We start from the raw sequence: 16,284 nt of genomic DNA on the forward strand, positions 1-16,284 counted from the left end.
CACAAGGATCTGATGTGGATACATTATTTAAGGACACCACTAATCAACTGTGGGAGTGAGCCTGCTCGCGAAGGCGATCAGGCTGTCGCCGCAGTAACCCCAGGCTCAACCATCGCCACCAACCCATCCTTCATCCGCTTGGCATCGCGCACAAAACACCGCGAAGCCAGGACCAGAAACACCATCGTGAAAAACAACGCCACCGGAATCAGGTACATCGCGTCATGCAGGCCCACCGCCTTGAACGCCTCGGTCATCTGTTCGGCACCGGCCGACAGCATGGCGGCATGGGCGAAGTGATCGGACAGAGCCCCCACTACCACCGGCCCCAACCCACCGCCGAGCAAATACAAACCGGCAAAGAACAGGGCCATCGCCGTCGCCCGCAGGCGCGGTTCGACAACGTCCTGAATCGCCGTGTAAACGCAGGTGTAGAAGTTGTAGGCAAACAACCAGCCCAGGCTGAACACCGCGACAAACACTCCGATCTCGATCCGCCCCGAATGCAGGGCCCAGGCCGTGCACACCGTCGAGATGATCAGGCTGAATGCCGCAAACAGCAGGCGACCATTGGCTATGCGCTGGTGAATCTTGTCGGCGACCCAGCCGCCCAGCGTCAGACCGAACAACCCGGTCACGCCCACGATCACCCCGGTCGCCACCGCCGCGTCCTGCAGCGGCATCAGGAAATAGCGCTGCAGCATCGGCACCAGGAACGAATTGCAGGCATAGGTCGCGAAGTTGAAGCACAGCCCCGCCATCACCAGCCACAGGAAGGTCGGTACGGCCAGGACGCGACGGATCGGCCGGTCCACACGTTCCTGCGAGACTTGCACGCTTTCGGCGGCACCGCGTTTGGGCTCCTTGATGAAGAACATGAAGACCGCCAGGATCAGCCCCGGTACCGCCGCGATAAAGAACGGCGCACGCCAGCTGTCGAACGCCTTGACCATCCAGCCAATGGTGAAGAAGGCGAGCAATAACCCCAACGGCAGGCCGAGCATGAAAATACCCATCGCCCGCGCGCGGCGGTGGGCCGGGAACAGGTCGCCGATCAGTGAGTTGGCAGCCGGCGCGTAGCTGGCTTCGCCGATGCCGATGCCCATGCGCACGATCAGGAAACTCCAGAAGCTGCCCACCAGCCCGTTGACGGCAGTCAGCGCGCTCCACGTCGCCAGGCCCCAGCCCATCAGCTTGCTGCGCGAGCCGGTATCTGCCATCCGCCCCAGCGGCAGACCGGCGATGGCGTAGACGATGGTGAATGCAGTGCCGATGATCCCCAGCTGAAAATCGCTGAGGTGCCATTCCATGCGGATCGGCTCAATGATGATGGCCGGAATGGTGCGGTCGAAAAAGTTGAACAGGTTGGCCAGGAACAGCAGGAACAGAATGCGCCAGGCATTCGCCGCTTGGGTCGAGTTCTGCATGGGTCCGTCTCTTTTATTGTTATTGGAGACATCACTGTCCCGGAACCTGCAATCTAGTCAGACCCGCCGAAGCTGTCTGTAATTATTCGTAAAGCTGATATCTGCCCATGGCCGCTGGCGTGGGCCATGCAACGATTTATTTCTAAAGGCCCTGACAATCATTCCAAAATCATTGACATTGATTTGCCACTACCGCTCCCGGTCGTGACATGCACTCCTATACTCCAACGCATTCGCCAGAATTTATGGCGTTGGCTGGATGAGAACGAACGGGGCGTGCTATGGAGTGGCTTGGTTTGCATTTCATTACCGAGCTAACAGCGAACGGGCATCTAATACTCAATTGCACACACAGCCCCTTTCTGGTGCTGGTGGCGTATCTGGTTGCCTGTGCGGGCAGTTTCGCCACCCTGGACATCGCCGAACGGGTCGGCAATGCGCAAAAATCCGCCTCGCAACGTCTATGGCGCTGGGTCGGTGCCGGGTGTCTGGCTGGCGGAATCTGGACCATGCACTTCATCGGCATGCTGGCGTTCCAGGCACCGATCGAAATCCACTACGAGCTGCCCATCACCCTGCTTTCGCTGCTGATCGCCCTGATCGCTTCGTGGCTGGCGATGCTTACGCTCAGCCATCCGCACCTGAGCCTCTGGCGATACTTCCAGGCGTCGATTTGTATCGGGCTTGGCATTGCCGCCATGCATTACGTGGGCATGGGCGCCATGCGCTCGAATGCGGTGGCCTACTATCAACCCGCGCTGTTTGCCCTTTCAATCGTGATCGCTATCGGCGCCAGCCTGGCAGCCTTGCTGATCTCGAGTCGTCTGCGCAATGGCACCGGACTGTTCCATTCACTGCTCAAATACAGCGCCAGCCTGGTACTTGGGGCAGGCATTGTCAGCATGCATTTCACCGGTATGGCCGCCTTCAATCTGGTGCTGCCCACGGGCAGCCTGCACACGCTGCCCGGCGATAACAATCACCTGCAACTGGGGCTGACGGTGGCGGTGATGGCGTTGCTGATCATCGGCAGTAGCATCAGCGCGGCCCTGGCGGACAAGAAGCTGCAACACAAGGAATGTGACCTGCAGCGGGTCAATACCCTGCTCCGTCAACTCGATCAGGCGCGCATGTCGCTGCAACAGGTGGCGCACTACGATGCCTTGACCAACCTGATGAATCGCCGCGGTTTCAACCAGGTCTTCGCCGAAAAGCTGATCGAGAAAACCAGCGAAGGCGGCATGCTGGCCGTGCTGTTCCTGGACATCGACCATTTCAAGCGGATCAACGACAGCCTCGGCCATGACGCCGGTGACGAATTGCTCAAAGTCCTGGCCGGCCACATCAAGGACTCGGTGCGCGGCCACGATGATGTGGTGGCGCGCTTCGGTGGCGACGAATTCTGCATCCTCATCGGCCTGCACGATCGCGAAGAGGCACGACACATGGCCCAACGCATCATGTTGAAAATGAAAGAACCCATCTATCTGTCCGGACGACGCATGGTCATGACCACCAGCATCGGCATCAGTCTGTTTCCGGAAGATGGCAAAACGTGCGAAGAATTGTTGAAAAACGCCGATCTGGCGCTGTATCAGTCCAAGGGCAGCGGCCGCAACGGCCTGAGTTTCTTCAGTGCCCACCTGAAAACCCGCGCCCCCCTGGAGTTGCAGCTGGAAGAGGAGTTGCGCAGCGCCCTGCGCGAGGATCGCGGACTGATGCTCCATTACCAGCCGATCTATGACCTGAAGACTGGCCAGGTCAGCAAGCTTGAAGCACTGATTCGCTGGCAACATCCGGTCCACGGCCTGATGGCACCGGACCGGTTCATCGCCATCGCCGAAGCCAATGGCCTGATTGCCGAACTGGACTATTGGGTGCTGCGCAAGGCCTGCGAGGACTTGGGCGAGTTGTCACGCCAGGGCTGCGAAGAACTTCACATCGCGGTCAATTGCTCGCCCCTGAATCTGGCCCGCGAAGATCTGGCCGATGAGATTGAAGACGCGCTACGAATCGTCGGCGTGGCGCCGCAACGGCTCGAACTGGAAGTCACCGAGAATGCGCTGATGGGTAACATTGCCCATACGCTGGAGGTATTGCACCGGATTCGTGCCCTCGGTGTCTCGCTGTCGATCGACGACTTCGGCACCGGTTACTCCTCGCTGGCCTATCTCAAGCGCCTGCCGCTCGATACCCTGAAGATCGACCGCTCGTTCATCAAGGACATTCCCCAGGCCACCCAGGACATGCAAATCGTCCAGGCGATCATCGTCATGGCCCACAGCCTGCATCTGCAGGTGGTCACCGAAGGCGTCGAAACCTTCGAGCAGTACGCATTTCTCGAGCGCCATGGCTGTGACTTTGTCCAGGGTCACCTGCTCAGCCGTCCGGTGCCGCTGAGTGAATTGCATCCGGTGCTGAACGAAATCAATCAGCGCCAGCACGCCCGCCCGGTCAACCCTCTGAGTCTGGCTGGCGGTACAGCTGCACCAACGTTGACGGGTCCTTTTCCAAAAAACCCTGGCCCCCATGCAGGCGCATCAGTTGTGCGGCCAATCCGCTGATGGGCGTGGCCGAGCCCTGTTCACGGGAAAATTTCACCGCCGTGTCGAGGTCCTTGAGCAACGTCCGTACGTGCCATTTCACCGGTTCGAAACGACTCTCGGCCATTTGCGGCGCGAGTATCTGCAACGGCCTGGAATCGGCAAAACCACCGGCCAGGGCCTCGGCGATCAGGCGGGCTTCGACGCCGGAACGCTCGGCCAACGCCACCACTTCGGCGATCACCAGCGCATTGCAGGCGACAATCATCTGATTGCAAGCCTTGGTCACCTGCCCTGCCCCGACGGCGCCCATGTGGGTCACGCGCTGGCCGAGGCTCATCAGTACTGGCCTGACTCGCTCCAGATCCGTCGCTTCGCCGCCGACCATGATCGCCAGGCTGCCGGCCTCAGCGCCGGCCACTCCGCCGGACACTGGAGCGTCCAGCCAGCTCATGCCGGTCTGGCTGGCCAGCGCTGCCGCCATTTCCCGCGTCGCGGCAGGGTCCAGGCTGGAGAAATCCACCAACAGTTGGCCGCTTTGCGCACCTTGCGCCACCCCCGCCGCGCCAAAAACCACCTCGCGCACCACTGCAGTGTCCGCCAGGCATAACATCACCACCTGCGCGTGCTGGCACAGTTCAGCGGCCGTGGCGACCTGTCGCGCGCCAGCCTCGACCAGCGGCGCACACTTGGCCGGATTGCGATTCCACACGGTCAACGGATAACCCGCGGCCAGCAGGCGCCGGCACATGGGCAAGCCCATCAGGCCGATCCCGGCAAATCCGAGCGACGGTAGCGTTACCATGCTTTAACCTCTTTTCAATTGAAGATCGTCAAATGCTGGCCGCAAAACCCAGTGTCTTGCTCACAATCTGAAACAATTAAGCAGCACCAAGGCAGCGCAATAAACTGTTCCCGTTACGCGCACGTCACCCTCGCCAAGACCCTTCTGTGGCCTTTCTTCACGGCAACATGCCATCACGCTACTCACCTACACACTTTTATCCGCCAAAAGCGACGCACCAATAATGTGCGCACCTCAGCTCGTCGCCCTTTCCTGGATCAGAATCCACGGCGAAACCACCACCGCCCACAGCTCGGGATCACGTTCGAAAAGATCCAGCGCCCGCGTTTCAGAGAGCTTGGCGAGCTGGTCGGCGGCCAGCCAGGCAGCCACTTTCTCGCCCTCATCCGTCGCCACGGCCTCGGCGGCGGCGATCAAATCAAGGCCCGGGTCGACCCATAACAGGGCACCTTTGGCGAAGAACGGTTCAAGCTCCTTCCAGGTGATGGATGCGGTTTCACCAAGCAGCTTGGCATAGAGGGTGCTAGGTTCTTGAGTCATGGGTCCTGTCCGGGAAAATAATCGTCGTCATCATAACGTCGGTGCTCTGGCAGAAAAACCCGGATGCAATTGAGTCACCGAACGAAAAGAGCAGGAACGCCAAGGATTGCTGATACTTCAGCTATAACCCCCGCCGCAATTCTGTCTTTTTCTTTCAATTAAGCGACACCCTCAGGATTTGCCCCCTGGCGCCAGCTTCCCAGGCTGACAATCAGCGCTCTACACTGTACCGGTACAGTTGCCGGGGGCATTTTCCGGAGGATATCGAAGATATCTGACCCGGTTCTGCTGCTACGGCGCCAGGACTATAAAAACTACAACAGCAAGAGTGGAGCACTATGACTAAGGCTACTAAGCAGATTTCCAAACTGTTTGCCGCTATGGTTCTGGCCGGGGTGGCCAGCCATTCGTTCGCAGCCGACACCATCAAGATCGGCATCGCCGGCCCCAAGACCGGCCCTGTAGCCCAATACGGCGACATGCAGTTCAGTGGCGCCAAAATGGCCATCGAACAAATCAACGCCAAAGGCGGCGTAGACGGCAAGAAACTGGAAGCCGTTGAATACGATGATGCCTGCGATCCAAAACAAGCCGTGGCTGTTGCGAACAAAGTCGTCAACGACGGCGTCAAGTTCGTCGTCGGTCACCTGTGCTCCAGCTCCACCCAACCGGCTTCGGACATTTACGAAGACGAAGGCGTGATCATGATTACCCCGGCTGCCACCAGCCCGGACATCACCTCCCGTGGTTACAAAATGGTGTTCCGCACCATTGGTCTGGACAGCGCCCAGGGCCCTGCCGCCGGTAACTACATCGCCGACTTCGTAAAACCTAAAATCGTTGCCGTGCTGCACGACAAGCAGCAATACGGTGAAGGCATTGCCACCGCCGTTAAACAGACTCTCGAGAAAAAAGGCACCAAGGTTGCCGTGTTCGAAGGCATCAACGCCGGCGACAAAGACTTCTCCTCGATGATCTCCAAGCTCAAGCAAGCCAACGTCGACTTCGTCTACTACGGCGGCTACCACCCGGAGCTGGGTCTGATCCTGCGTCAAGCCAGTGAAAAAGGCCTGAAAGCCAAGTTCATGGGTCCGGAAGGCGTGGGTAACGACTCCATTTCGCAGATCGCCAAGGACGCTTCCGAAGGCCTGCTGGTGACCCTGCCGAAATCCTTCGACCAGGATCCGGCCAACATTGCCCTGGCTGATGCGTTCAAAGCCAAGAAAGAAGATCCAAGCGGTCCGTTCGTGTTCCCGTCCTACTCGGCAGTGACCGTGATTGCCGAAGGCATCAAGGCCGCCAAGAGCGAAGACACGGCAAAAGTGGCTGAAGCCATTCACGCCGGCACGTTCAAAACCCCGACTGGCGACCTGAGCTTCGACGCCAAGGGCGACCTGAAAGACTTCAAGTTCGTGGTTTACGAGTGGCACTTCGGCAAGCCAAAAACTGAAGCCAAGCCTCAGTAAGGCGCTGCCTGACTGACTGCCAACAAAGCCCACGGCGTGCCGTGGGCTTTGTTTTACGAACGTATTGGGCCGCGCTGGCGTGATCCGCCAGTCTCCCCACCTGAAAATCTCAAAACCGTCATCAGCGGTTCGCTGGCAAATCTCGAATTCGAAGTGGGTGCAGATCCATGGGGCTCGAGGGGGAAAATGACTCCACCAGTGAAATGCGTATCAGGTTTTTAGGAGCGCTGTAATGCCTGACATCTATCACTTTTTCCAACAGCTGGTTAATGGTCTGACCATTGGCAGCACGTATGCCCTGATCGCCATCGGCTATACGATGGTTTACGGCATCATTGGAATGATCAACTTCGCCCACGGCGAGGTGTACATGATCGGTTCGTACGTGGCGTTCATCGCCATCGCCGGGCTGGCCATGATGGGACTCGACAGTGTTCCGCTGTTGATGACCGCCGCTTTCATCGCGACCATCGTCGTGACCAGTGCCTACGGCTACAGCATCGAACGGATCGCCTACCGCCCCTTGCGTGGCAGTAACCGACTGATCCCGCTGATTTCCGCCATCGGCATGTCGATCTTCCTGCAGAACACCGTTCTGCTGGCGCAAGACTCCAAGGACAAATCCATCCCCAACCTGATCCCTGGTAACTTCTCCATCGGGCCAGGTGGCGCACAAGAAGTGCTGATTTCCTACATGCAAATCGTGGTGTTCGTGGTGACCTTCGTCGCCATGCTCGGCCTGACGATGTTCATCTCCCGCTCTCGCCTGGGTCGCGCCTGCCGCGCCTGTGCCGAAGACATCAAGATGGCCAACCTCCTGGGCATCAACACCAACAACATCATCGCCCTGACCTTCGTCATCGGTGCCGCACTGGCAGCGATCGCCGCCGTGCTGTTGAGCATGCAATACGGCGTGATCAACCCGAACGCCGGTTTCCTGGTCGGCCTCAAGGCCTTCACCGCTGCGGTACTGGGCGGTATCGGCAGCATTCCCGGCGCCATGCTCGGCGGGATCGTGCTCGGGGTGGCGGAAGCTTTCGGTGCCGATATCTTCGGCGACCAGTACAAGGACGTTGTCGCGTTCGGCCTGCTGGTTCTGGTGTTGTTGTTCCGGCCAACCGGCCTGCTGGGCCGTCCGGAGGTTGAAAAAGTATGACTAGGAATCTTAAACAGGCGTTGTTCAGCGCGCTGTTGGTTTGGGCAGTGGCGTATCCGGTACTCGGTCTGAAACTGACCATCGTCGGCATCAACCTCGAAGTCCATGGCACCAGTGACGCCACACTGATCACCATCGCCGTGTGCTCGGTATTGATGTTCCTGCGGGTGCTGTTCGACCAGCAGATCAGCTCGGCCTGGCGTTCTTCGCCAAGCATGCCGCTGATTCCGGCCAAGGCGAGTAACTTCCTGACCCTGCCGACCACCCAGCGCTGGATCATCATTGCGTTGATCGCGGGTGCCCTGATCTGGCCGTTCTTCGGCTCTCGCGGGGCGGTGGATATCGCCACCCTGGTGCTGATCTACGTGATGCTCGGCCTTGGCCTGAACATCGTGGTCGGCCTGGCCGGGCTGCTCGACCTCGGTTACGTTGGCTTCTATGCCGTCGGCGCCTACAGCTATGCGCTGCTGTCGCACTACTACGGCCTGAGCTTCTGGATCTGCCTGCCGATCGCCGGCCTGATGGCGGCCACCTTCGGCTTCCTGCTCGGTTTCCCGGTACTGCGCCTGCGCGGTGACTACCTGGCGATCGTGACCCTGGGCTTCGGTGAAATCATCCGTCTGTTCCTGCGTAACCTGACCGGCCTCACCGGTGGCCCGAACGGCATCAGCAACATCGAGAAGCCCACGTTCTTCGGCCTGACCTTCGAGCGTAAGGCGGCCGAAGGCATGCAGACCTTCCACGAGTACTTCGGCCTGGCCTACAACTCGATCAACAAGGTGATTTTCCTGTACCTGGTTGCCTTGTTCCTGGCCCTGGCTGCGCTGTTCGTCATCAACCGCCTGCTGCGCATGCCGCTGGGCCGCGCCTGGGAAGCGTTGCGTGAAGATGAAATCGCCTGCCGTGCGCTGGGCCTCAACCCTACGGTGATCAAGCTGTCGGCCTTCACCCTGGGCGCCAGCTTCGCCGGTTTCGCCGGCAGCTTCTTCGCCGCCCGCCAAGGCCTGGTGACACCGGAGTCCTTCACTTTCATCGAGTCGGCGATCATTCTTGCCATCGTGGTGTTGGGTGGCATGGGCTCGCAGCTGGGTGTGATCCTGGCCGCCGTGGTGATGATCCTGTTGCCTGAAATGATGCGTGAGTTCAGTGAGTACCGCATGTTGATGTTCGGCGCCTTGATGGTGCTGATGATGATCTGGCGTCCTCAAGGCCTGCTGCCCATGCAACGTCCTCACATGGAGCTGCGCAAATGAGCCGCGAGATCCTTAAAGTCGAAAATCTGAGCATGCGCTTCGGCGGCTTGCTGGCGGTCAACGGCGTGGCCCTGACCGTGAAGGAAAAACAGGTAGTGGCGCTGATCGGCCCCAATGGCGCCGGCAAGACCACGGTGTTCAACTGCCTGACTGGCTTCTACAAGCCCAGTGGCGGCAGCATCCTGCTTGATGGTCAGGCAATCGAAGGCTTGCCCGGCCACAAGATCGCCCTCAAAGGCGTGGTGCGCACCTTCCAGAACGTGCGGTTGTTCAAGGACATGACCGCGGTCGAGAACCTTTTGATCGCTCAGCACCGTCACCTGAACACCAACTTCCTGGCCGGCCTGTTCAAAACCCCGGGGTTCCGCAAGAGCGAGCGCGAGGCCATGGAGTTCGCCGAGTACTGGCTGGAAAAGGTCAACCTCACGGCGTTTGCCAACCGTCCGGCCGGCACCCTGGCCTACGGTCAGCAACGTCGTCTGGAAATCGCCCGCTGCATGATGACCCGTCCGCGGATCCTCATGCTCGACGAACCGGCTGCCGGCCTGAACCCGAAGGAAACCGAGGACCTCAAGGCGCTGATCAGCATGCTGCGTGAAGAGCACAACGTCACCGTACTGCTGATCGAACACGACATGAAACTGGTCATGAGCATTTCCGACCACATCGTCGTGATCAACCAGGGCACCCCCCTGGCCGACGGTACGCCGCAACAGATCCGCGACAATCCTGAAGTGATCAAAGCCTACCTGGGGGAAGCGTAAATGCTGCAATTCGAAAACGTTTCCACCTTCTACGGCAAGATCCAGGCCCTGCACAGCGTCAACGTGGAAATCCGTCAGGGCGAAATCGTCACGCTGATCGGTGCCAACGGTGCCGGCAAGTCGACCCTGCTGATGACCCTCTGCGGTTCGCCGCAGGCCCACAGCGGCAGCATCCGCTACATGGGCGAAGAGCTCGTCGGGCAGACCTCGGCGCAGATCATGCGCAAGAGCATCGCCGTCGTGCCGGAAGGTCGTCGGGTGTTTGCCCGCCTGACCGTGGAAGAAAACCTCGCCATGGGCGGTTTCTTCACCGACAAGGGTGATTATCAGGAGCAGATGGACAAGGTTCTCGGACTGTTCCCCCGCCTGAAAGAGCGCTTCGCCCAGCGTGGCGGCACCATGTCCGGCGGCGAACAACAGATGCTCGCCATCGGCCGGGCGCTGATGAGCAAGCCCAAACTGCTGTTGCTCGACGAGCCTTCGCTGGGTCTGGCGCCGATCATCATCCAGCAGATCTTCGACATCATCGAACAGCTGCGCAAGGACGGCGTGACGGTGTTCCTGGTGGAGCAGAACGCTAACCAGGCACTGAAAATCGCTGATCGCGCGTACGTTCTGGAGAACGGTCGGGTGGTGATGCAGGGCACCGGTGAAGCGCTGTTGACCGACCCGAAAGTGCGTGAAGCGTACCTCGGTGGTTAAGCCTTTGCGGTAATGAAAAAACGGCCTTCGGGCCGTTTTTTTTATGCCTGCCCCTATTCCGACAACACAGCCCCCTGTAGGAGCGAGCTTGCTCGCGATGGTCGTGAACGATGACGCTGGCTGCCTGAATGCACGTGGCGCTCTCAGGTTTTTCGCGAGCAAGCTCGCTCCTACAGGGGTTGTGTGATCAGTTAAAGCCTGTCCAACGCCTCCCCACTGCGCTTGAACCAGCCAATCAAGTAATCCGCCAGCACCTGGGTGCGTCTGGGCAAGCCACCCTGATAGGGATGTACCAGGTACATCGGCATTTTGCGGGTCTGATAATCGCGCAGGAGCCAGCGCAATCGTCCGTCAGCCAATTCCGTTTGCAGCAAATACGACGGCAAACGCGCAATACCGGCGCCGGCCAGTGCCGCTTTCTTCAGCAGACTGTAATGATTGCTGGCGAAAGGTCCCGACACGCGAACCCGCAATAACTCGTGTTGCTGATGATAAAGCCACTCTTCGCGGCCGCTGTAATGGCTATTGAGCAGACAGCGCTGTTCGACCAGGTCCTGTGGCGTCGATGGCTCGCCGTATTGCTCAAGATAGGCCGGGCTAGCGCAGGTCATCTCGTGCCAGGCCAGCAGGGGTCGGGCGACCAGCCGCTCGTCATTGCCCACCTCGGAGCGAACGGCGAGATCGAAACCGTCACGGGCCAGATCACGGTAGTCATTGCTGAGGTCGAGTTCGATCTGCACCTCGGGATAGGCGTGGGAAAACTCCAGCAACAAGCCGTCGAAGAAAGTTTCCCCCAGCGAGACCGGAACCGTCATACGCACCGGCCCGGCCATATCGTCCTTCAACCGCGCCAACGCCTGACGGGCCCGCTCAACCTGTACGACCAGCGCCTGGGCTTGCGGCAACAGCGCCGCGCCGGCGGCGGTCAAACTCAAGCGGCGCGTGGTGCGTTGCAGCAAGACCACCGAAAACTTCGCCTCCAGCAGGCTGATGCGTTTGGACAATTGGCCTTTGCTGCAACCCAATTGCTGCGCCGCCAGGGTGAAGCTCCCCGCTTCGATCAATACCGCAAACGCCGTCAGATCATCCATTTCGCTCATGGATTGTTTCCTTTTGAAAACCAAAGGTTGCCTATTAGCACGCTTATCAGCGGAAAAAACCACTCCTACACTGAGCCCTCTTTCATAGCTCACGAGGATCAGCACCATGAAAATTCTTTTGATAGGCGCAGGCGGCACCATAGGTACAGCGATCGACAAGGAGCTGTCCGAGCGCCATGAGGTCATCCGCATCGGTCGCAGCAGTGGTGATTTCCATGTGGATATCAGTGACAGCGCCTCGATCCGCCAACTGTTCGAACAGACCGGCAAGTTCGATGCGCTGGTTTGCGCCGCCGGTAACGTGACCTTCGCGGCACTGAATGAAATGACTGAAGACAGTTTTGCCCTGGGCCTGAAAGACAAGCTGATGGGCCAGGTCAACCTGTTGCTGATCGGCCGTGAATTCGCCAATGACGGTGCCTCGTTCACCTTCACCACCGGCGTGCTCAGCCACGACCCGATTGCCAGCGGTGCCTCGGCAGCCCTGGTCAACGGCGCCATCGACAGTTTCGTTCGTGCCGCCGCGATCGAATTGCCGCGCGGCCTGCGCGTCAACTCGGTGAGCCCGAACGTGCTGGTCGAAGCCATGGGCAAGTACGCGCCGTACTTCCGTGGCTATAAGCCGGTTCCGGCAGCCGATGTGGCGCTGGCCTACGCCAAAAGCGTCGAAGGCCTGCAGACCGGCCAGACTTTTCACGTCGGCTAAACCAGCACAACCTGTAGGAGCCGGCTTGCTGGCGATGGCGCCCTCAAGATCGCCATCGCCAGCAAGCCGGCTCCTACAGGTTGATCGATGCACCCAAATCATGAGCCGGCGGGGTTGTGATGAGCGGTCATGCTGAGTAACGTGTCGGCACTTGTCTGGAGAACCAAAGATGCGTGTCGCCCGTTCCTTAGTCCTTGTCGCCCTGCTTCCGCTGTTCGCTGCCTGCCAATTACTCGATGGACCGCGTGAAAGCGCTTCCCAGGCGGGACAAACCCGCCTGCAGGGTCAACTGACGGCGGCCGACGGCAAGCTGCTGTTTGTGCCATGCAACGAACAACGCAGCTACGTGGTCAACGACACCGGTGGCACCAGCGTCCTGCAAGAGGCCGCCACCCTGGCCAATGCCCGGGGCAAGCTGTTCGCCGACGTGCGTGGCCGAATCGTTGCCAATGGAGCCGATAACCGGCTCGATCTGCAGCAGCTCTACCGCGTCGAGCGTTCCGGCACCGCCTGTGACGATCCAGACTTCAAGAAGTTGATCCTGCGTGCTGCCGGCCACGGTCCTGAGTGGAACGTCAGGGTCAGCGCCAAAGGCATGATCATCGACCGCGTCGGTCAAAAGCCATTGGCGGTGCCGTACGTTGAAGAACAATTGGGCGATGGCCGCTTCAACCTCAGCACCGAAGCCAATAACCAACACATCGAGCTGTGGGTCACGCCACAACGTTGTGTCGACAGCACCACCGGCAGTGTCCAGCACATGAGCGCCGAACTGCGCATCGACGGCAAGGTTCAGCGTGGCTGCGGGTATTTCGGCGGATCCCGGGACGACTGATCGTTTAAGCCTCACGGGAATGCGCCTTTGGGGCTTATAATCGCCGGTTTCATACGCCTTGGCGCAGTTGTGCGCCCCGCGAACCGGATCCCGTCATGTTACGAATCACTGAACTCAAGCTGCCGATCGACCATCCCGATGAAGACCTGCGCCCTGCCATCGTGCAGCGCCTGGGCATCGCCAGTGATGACCTGCTCGATTTCACCTTGTTCAAGCGCAGCTACGATGCGCGTAAAAAGTCTTCCGAACTGTGCTTCATCTACACCATCGACCTCAACGTTCGCGATGAGGCGGCGCTGCTGCACACGTTCGCCGATGACCGTAACGTCAACGTGGCGCCGGATGTCAGCTACAAGGCGGTCGGCCAGGCGCCGGCCGACCTGCAGCAACGCCCGATTGTCGTAGGTTTCGGGCCGTGCGGGATTTTCGCCGGGCTGCTGCTGGCACAAATGGGCTTCAAGCCGATCATTCTCGAGCGTGGCACCGAAGTGCGTCAGCGCACCAAGGACACCTGGGGTCTGTGGCGCAAGAGCGTGCTCAACCCGGAGTCCAACGTGCAATTTGGTGAAGGCGGCGCGGGGACGTTCTCCGATGGCAAGCTCTACAGCCAGATCAAGGACCCGAAATTCATCGGGCGCAAAGTCCTGCACGAGTTCGTCAAGGCCGGCGCACCGGAAGAAATCCTTTACGTCAGCAAACCGCATATCGGCACGTTCCGCTTGACCGGCGTGGTGGAAAACATGCGTGAGCAGATTCGCGCCATGGGCGGCGAAGTACGCTTCCAGCAACGTGTTACCGACGTCTTGATCGAGGACGGTCAGCTGGTCGGCGTCGAACTCAACGGCGGCGAGCAAATTCATTCGAAACACGTGATTTTGGCCTTGGGCCACAGCGCCCGGGACACCTTCCGCATGCTCCACGGTCGTGGCGTGTTCATGGAAGCCAAGCCATTCTCGGTGGGCTTTCGCATCGAACATCCGCAGTCGCTGATCGACCGCGCGCGCCTGGGCAAGTACGCCGGCCACCCAAAACTCGGTGCCGCCGACTACAAACTGGTGCACCACGCCAGCAATGGACGTTCGGTCTACAGCTTCTGCATGTGCCCGGGCGGCACCGTGGTGGCGGCGACCTCCGAGCCGGGTCGCGTGGTCACCAACGGCATGAGCCAGTACTCGCGTAACGAGCGCAACGCCAACTCCGGGATCGTCGTCGGCATCACCCCGGAAGTCGATTATCCGGGCGGCCCGCTGGCCGGGATCGAGCTGCAGGAACGCCTGGAATCCCACGCCTTTGTGCTGGGCGGCAGCAACTACGAAGCGCCGGCGCAACTGGTCGGCGACTTTATCGCGGGCAAGCCGTCCACCGAGCTGGGCAGTGTTGAACCGTCCTACAAGCCGGGGGTTGCCCTGGGTGATCTGGCGCTGGCGTTGCCGGCATTTGCCATCGAAGCCATCCGCGAAGCCCTGCCGGCGTTCGAGAAGCAGATCCGTGGTTATTCGCTGCACGACGCGATATTGACCGGGATCGAAACGCGCACTTCGTCGCCGCTGCGGATTACCCGTAACGAGTCGATGCAGAGCCTGAACGTGAAGGGCCTTTTTCCGGCGGGTGAAGGCGCGGGTTATGCGGGCGGGATTCTGTCGGCGGGTGTGGACGGGATTCGGATTGCGGAAGCGGTAGCGCGCGATATCCTTGGTCTCGAGGCCTGACCAAAAACCCACGATCGACACATTTCCCCGTGGGAGCGAGGCTTGCCCGCGAAGAACGATAATGCGGTCTTCCAGATAGACCGCGTCATCGTTCTTCGCGGGCAAGCCTCGCTCCTACAGGGGGGTTGTGTCGAGCTTAGATATTGGCGCGCAGCACAGTGTCCGGCAGCGGTTCGCCGCGCTCGGCGCTAGCCGCCACCGCGGCCATCAAACCACTCAATTCGTACCCCTGAGCCTTGAGCCAATCCTGATCGTAATAGGTGGTCGCATAGCGCTCACCGCCATCGCACAAAATCGCCACGATCGACCCCGTCTCGCCCGCTGCAACCATCTGCTGAGCCGCCATCAATGCGCCGATCAGATTGGTCCCGCTGGATCCGCCTACTCTTCGCCCCAAGTGCTGCGCCAGGTAATGCATCGCCGCCAGGGACAGGGCGTCCGGCACTTTGACCATCGCGTCGATCACCTTGGGCAGGAACGACGCTTCCACCCGGGGCCGACCAATGCCCTCGATTCGCGAACCATGATCCAGGCGCAGGCTGGCGTCGCCCGTCTGGTAGTAATCGAAAAACACCGAACGCTCGGCATCGGCGCATAGCACGCGGGTGCAATGCTGGCGATAACGCACGTAACGCCCGAGGGTCGCGGTGGTGCCGCCAGTGCCGGGACTGGAAATAAGCCAGCTCGGTTCGGGATGCTGTTCGAAACGCATCTGCTGGAAGATCGATTCGGCGATATTGTTGTTGGCGCGCCAATCGGTGGCGCGCTCGGCGTAGGTGAACTGGTCGATGAAATGCCCGTCCTGCTCGCGGGCCAGACGTTCGGATTCGGCATAGATCTGCGTCGGATCATCGACCAGATGGCTCTTGCCGCCATAGAACCCGATCTGCTCGATTTTCTCTTTGGAGGTGGTCGCGGGCATCACCGCGATGAACGGCAAGCCCAGCAAACGAGCAAAATACGCCTCCGAAATGGCCGTCGAGCCACTCGACGCTTCGATCACCGGCGCACCGGGTTTGAGCCAGCCGTTACACAGCGCATAAAGGAACAGGGAACGGGCCAGCCGATGTTTCAGGCTACCGGTGGGATGACTGGACTCGTCCTTGAAATACAACTCGATGCCCGCAAAACCCGGCAACGGCAAGGGGATCAGGTGGGTATCGGCACTGCGCTGGAAATCGGCTTCGATGATCCGGATGGCTTCGCGGGCCCACTGTCGGTTGTCGCTCATGGTGGTTTTCTCGTCGAGTCGGCCTTTGTGCAAGGCTCAGCAGACAA

General features: G+C 59.9%; 14 protein-coding genes. 9 read left to right on the top strand and 5 right to left on the bottom strand.

Annotated features, from left to right (window positions below; translation table 11 throughout):
- Window positions 1–77: 77 nt before the first annotated feature.
- A complete protein-coding gene (locus ACA041_RS25695) occupies window positions 78–1,427 on the bottom strand; it encodes a spinster family MFS transporter (protein WP_497438398.1) in 1,350 nt (449 codons plus the stop codon).
- A gap of 281 nt (window positions 1,428–1,708) precedes the next feature.
- Here ACA041_RS25695 and ACA041_RS25700 point away from each other — a divergent pair, with 281 nt between their 5' ends.
- Window positions 1,709–3,991 carry a putative bifunctional diguanylate cyclase/phosphodiesterase gene (locus ACA041_RS25700; RefSeq protein ID WP_497438399.1) on the top strand — a complete coding sequence of 761 codons (2,283 nt, stop codon included), beginning with the start codon at window positions 1,709–1,711 and terminating at the stop codon, window positions 3,989–3,991.
- Here ACA041_RS25700 and ACA041_RS25705 read toward each other — a convergent pair.
- Both ACA041_RS25705 and ACA041_RS25710 read right to left on the bottom strand, forming a co-directional pair.
- The gene (locus tag ACA041_RS25705) at window positions 3,882–4,775 is read right to left on the bottom strand and encodes an NAD(P)-dependent oxidoreductase (RefSeq protein WP_497438400.1); all 894 of its coding nucleotides are present in this window, start codon (window positions 4,773–4,775) and stop codon (window positions 3,882–3,884) included. The genes ACA041_RS25700 and ACA041_RS25705 overlap by 110 nt on opposite strands.
- Window positions 4,776–5,009: 234 nt before the next feature.
- Window positions 5,010–5,315 (bottom strand): DUF2288 domain-containing protein, encoded by a 306-nt coding sequence (locus tag ACA041_RS25710; RefSeq protein WP_154979000.1) that lies wholly within the window; start codon window positions 5,313–5,315, stop codon window positions 5,010–5,012.
- A 338-nt stretch (window positions 5,316–5,653) separates the two neighbouring features.
- Here ACA041_RS25710 and ACA041_RS25715 point away from each other — a divergent pair, with 338 nt between their 5' ends.
- The 5 genes from ACA041_RS25715 (at window position 5,654) to ACA041_RS25735 (ending at window position 10,656) form a co-directional block, all read left to right on the top strand.
- Entirely contained in the window at window positions 5,654–6,781 is a 1,128-nt protein-coding gene (locus ACA041_RS25715) for a branched-chain amino acid ABC transporter substrate-binding protein (RefSeq protein ID WP_497438401.1), read from the top strand.
- 232 nt (window positions 6,782–7,013) lie between these two features.
- Window positions 7,014–7,937 (top strand): high-affinity branched-chain amino acid ABC transporter permease LivH, encoded by a 924-nt coding sequence (gene livH, locus ACA041_RS25720; protein WP_307340685.1) that lies wholly within the window; start codon window positions 7,014–7,016, stop codon window positions 7,935–7,937.
- A complete protein-coding gene (locus tag ACA041_RS25725) occupies window positions 7,934–9,190 on the top strand; it encodes a high-affinity branched-chain amino acid ABC transporter permease LivM (RefSeq protein WP_497438402.1) in 1,257 nt (418 codons plus the stop codon). The genes livH and ACA041_RS25725 overlap by 4 nt, the downstream gene beginning before the upstream one ends.
- On the top strand, window positions 9,187–9,954 hold the full coding sequence (livG, locus tag ACA041_RS25730) for a high-affinity branched-chain amino acid ABC transporter ATP-binding protein LivG (RefSeq protein WP_497438403.1): 768 nt from the start codon (window positions 9,187–9,189) through the stop codon (window positions 9,952–9,954). Before ACA041_RS25725 ends, livG begins: the two co-directional genes overlap by 4 nt.
- Entirely contained in the window at window positions 9,955–10,656 is a 702-nt protein-coding gene (locus ACA041_RS25735) for an ABC transporter ATP-binding protein (RefSeq protein ID WP_064676186.1), read from the top strand.
- Between the two features lie 191 nt (window positions 10,657–10,847).
- On the opposite strand, the gene ACA041_RS25740 is transcribed toward ACA041_RS25735, so the two are convergent.
- Entirely contained in the window at window positions 10,848–11,756 is a 909-nt protein-coding gene (locus tag ACA041_RS25740) for a LysR family transcriptional regulator (protein WP_497438404.1), read from the bottom strand.
- 106 nt (window positions 11,757–11,862) lie between these two features.
- On the opposite strand from ACA041_RS25740, the gene ACA041_RS25745 reads away from it, so the two are divergent.
- The 3 genes from ACA041_RS25745 to ACA041_RS25755 all read left to right on the top strand — a co-directional run bounded on the left by ACA041_RS25745 (window position 11,863) and on the right by ACA041_RS25755 (window position 15,006).
- Window positions 11,863–12,462, top strand: coding sequence for a short chain dehydrogenase (locus ACA041_RS25745; protein ID WP_497438405.1), 600 nt, complete (start codon window positions 11,863–11,865; stop codon window positions 12,460–12,462).
- Window positions 12,463–12,631: 169 nt separating this feature from the next.
- Window positions 12,632–13,297 (top strand): COG3650 family protein, encoded by a 666-nt coding sequence (locus ACA041_RS25750; protein ID WP_497438406.1) that lies wholly within the window; start codon window positions 12,632–12,634, stop codon window positions 13,295–13,297.
- 95 nt (window positions 13,298–13,392) lie between these two features.
- Window positions 13,393–15,006 carry an NAD(P)/FAD-dependent oxidoreductase gene (locus ACA041_RS25755; RefSeq protein ID WP_497438407.1) on the top strand — a complete coding sequence of 538 codons (1,614 nt, stop codon included), beginning with the start codon at window positions 13,393–13,395 and terminating at the stop codon, window positions 15,004–15,006.
- A gap of 136 nt (window positions 15,007–15,142) precedes the next feature.
- Here ACA041_RS25755 and ACA041_RS25760 read toward each other — a convergent pair whose 3' ends face one another.
- Window positions 15,143–16,237 (bottom strand): PLP-dependent cysteine synthase family protein, encoded by a 1,095-nt coding sequence (locus ACA041_RS25760; RefSeq protein ID WP_497438408.1) that lies wholly within the window; start codon window positions 16,235–16,237, stop codon window positions 15,143–15,145.
- Window positions 16,238–16,284: the final 47 nt, after the last annotated feature.

Source organism: Pseudomonas sp. LBUM1676 (genome assembly GCF_059695605.1).

Coding starts and splice junctions, on each gene's coding strand:
- ACA041_RS25705 (WP_497438400.1), bottom strand. CDS start 4,775: ATGGTAACGCTACCGTCGCTCGGATTTGCCGGGATCGGCCTGATGGGC.
- livH (WP_307340685.1), top strand. CDS start 7,014: ATGCCTGACATCTATCACTTTTTCCAACAGCTGGTTAATGGTCTGACC.
- ACA041_RS25715 (WP_497438401.1), top strand. CDS start 5,654: ATGACTAAGGCTACTAAGCAGATTTCCAAACTGTTTGCCGCTATGGTT.
- ACA041_RS25695 (WP_497438398.1), bottom strand. CDS start 1,427: ATGCAGAACTCGACCCAAGCGGCGAATGCCTGGCGCATTCTGTTCCTG.
- livG (WP_497438403.1), top strand. CDS start 9,187: ATGAGCCGCGAGATCCTTAAAGTCGAAAATCTGAGCATGCGCTTCGGC.
- ACA041_RS25750 (WP_497438406.1), top strand. CDS start 12,632: ATGCGTGTCGCCCGTTCCTTAGTCCTTGTCGCCCTGCTTCCGCTGTTC.
- ACA041_RS25760 (WP_497438408.1), bottom strand. CDS start 16,237: ATGAGCGACAACCGACAGTGGGCCCGCGAAGCCATCCGGATCATCGAA.
- ACA041_RS25745 (WP_497438405.1), top strand. CDS start 11,863: ATGAAAATTCTTTTGATAGGCGCAGGCGGCACCATAGGTACAGCGATC.
- ACA041_RS25755 (WP_497438407.1), top strand. CDS start 13,393: ATGTTACGAATCACTGAACTCAAGCTGCCGATCGACCATCCCGATGAA.
- ACA041_RS25740 (WP_497438404.1), bottom strand. CDS start 11,756: ATGAGCGAAATGGATGATCTGACGGCGTTTGCGGTATTGATCGAAGCG.
- ACA041_RS25735 (WP_064676186.1), top strand. CDS start 9,955: ATGCTGCAATTCGAAAACGTTTCCACCTTCTACGGCAAGATCCAGGCC.
- ACA041_RS25710 (WP_154979000.1), bottom strand. CDS start 5,315: ATGACTCAAGAACCTAGCACCCTCTATGCCAAGCTGCTTGGTGAAACC.
- ACA041_RS25700 (WP_497438399.1), top strand. CDS start 1,709: ATGGAGTGGCTTGGTTTGCATTTCATTACCGAGCTAACAGCGAACGGG.
- ACA041_RS25725 (WP_497438402.1), top strand. CDS start 7,934: ATGACTAGGAATCTTAAACAGGCGTTGTTCAGCGCGCTGTTGGTTTGG.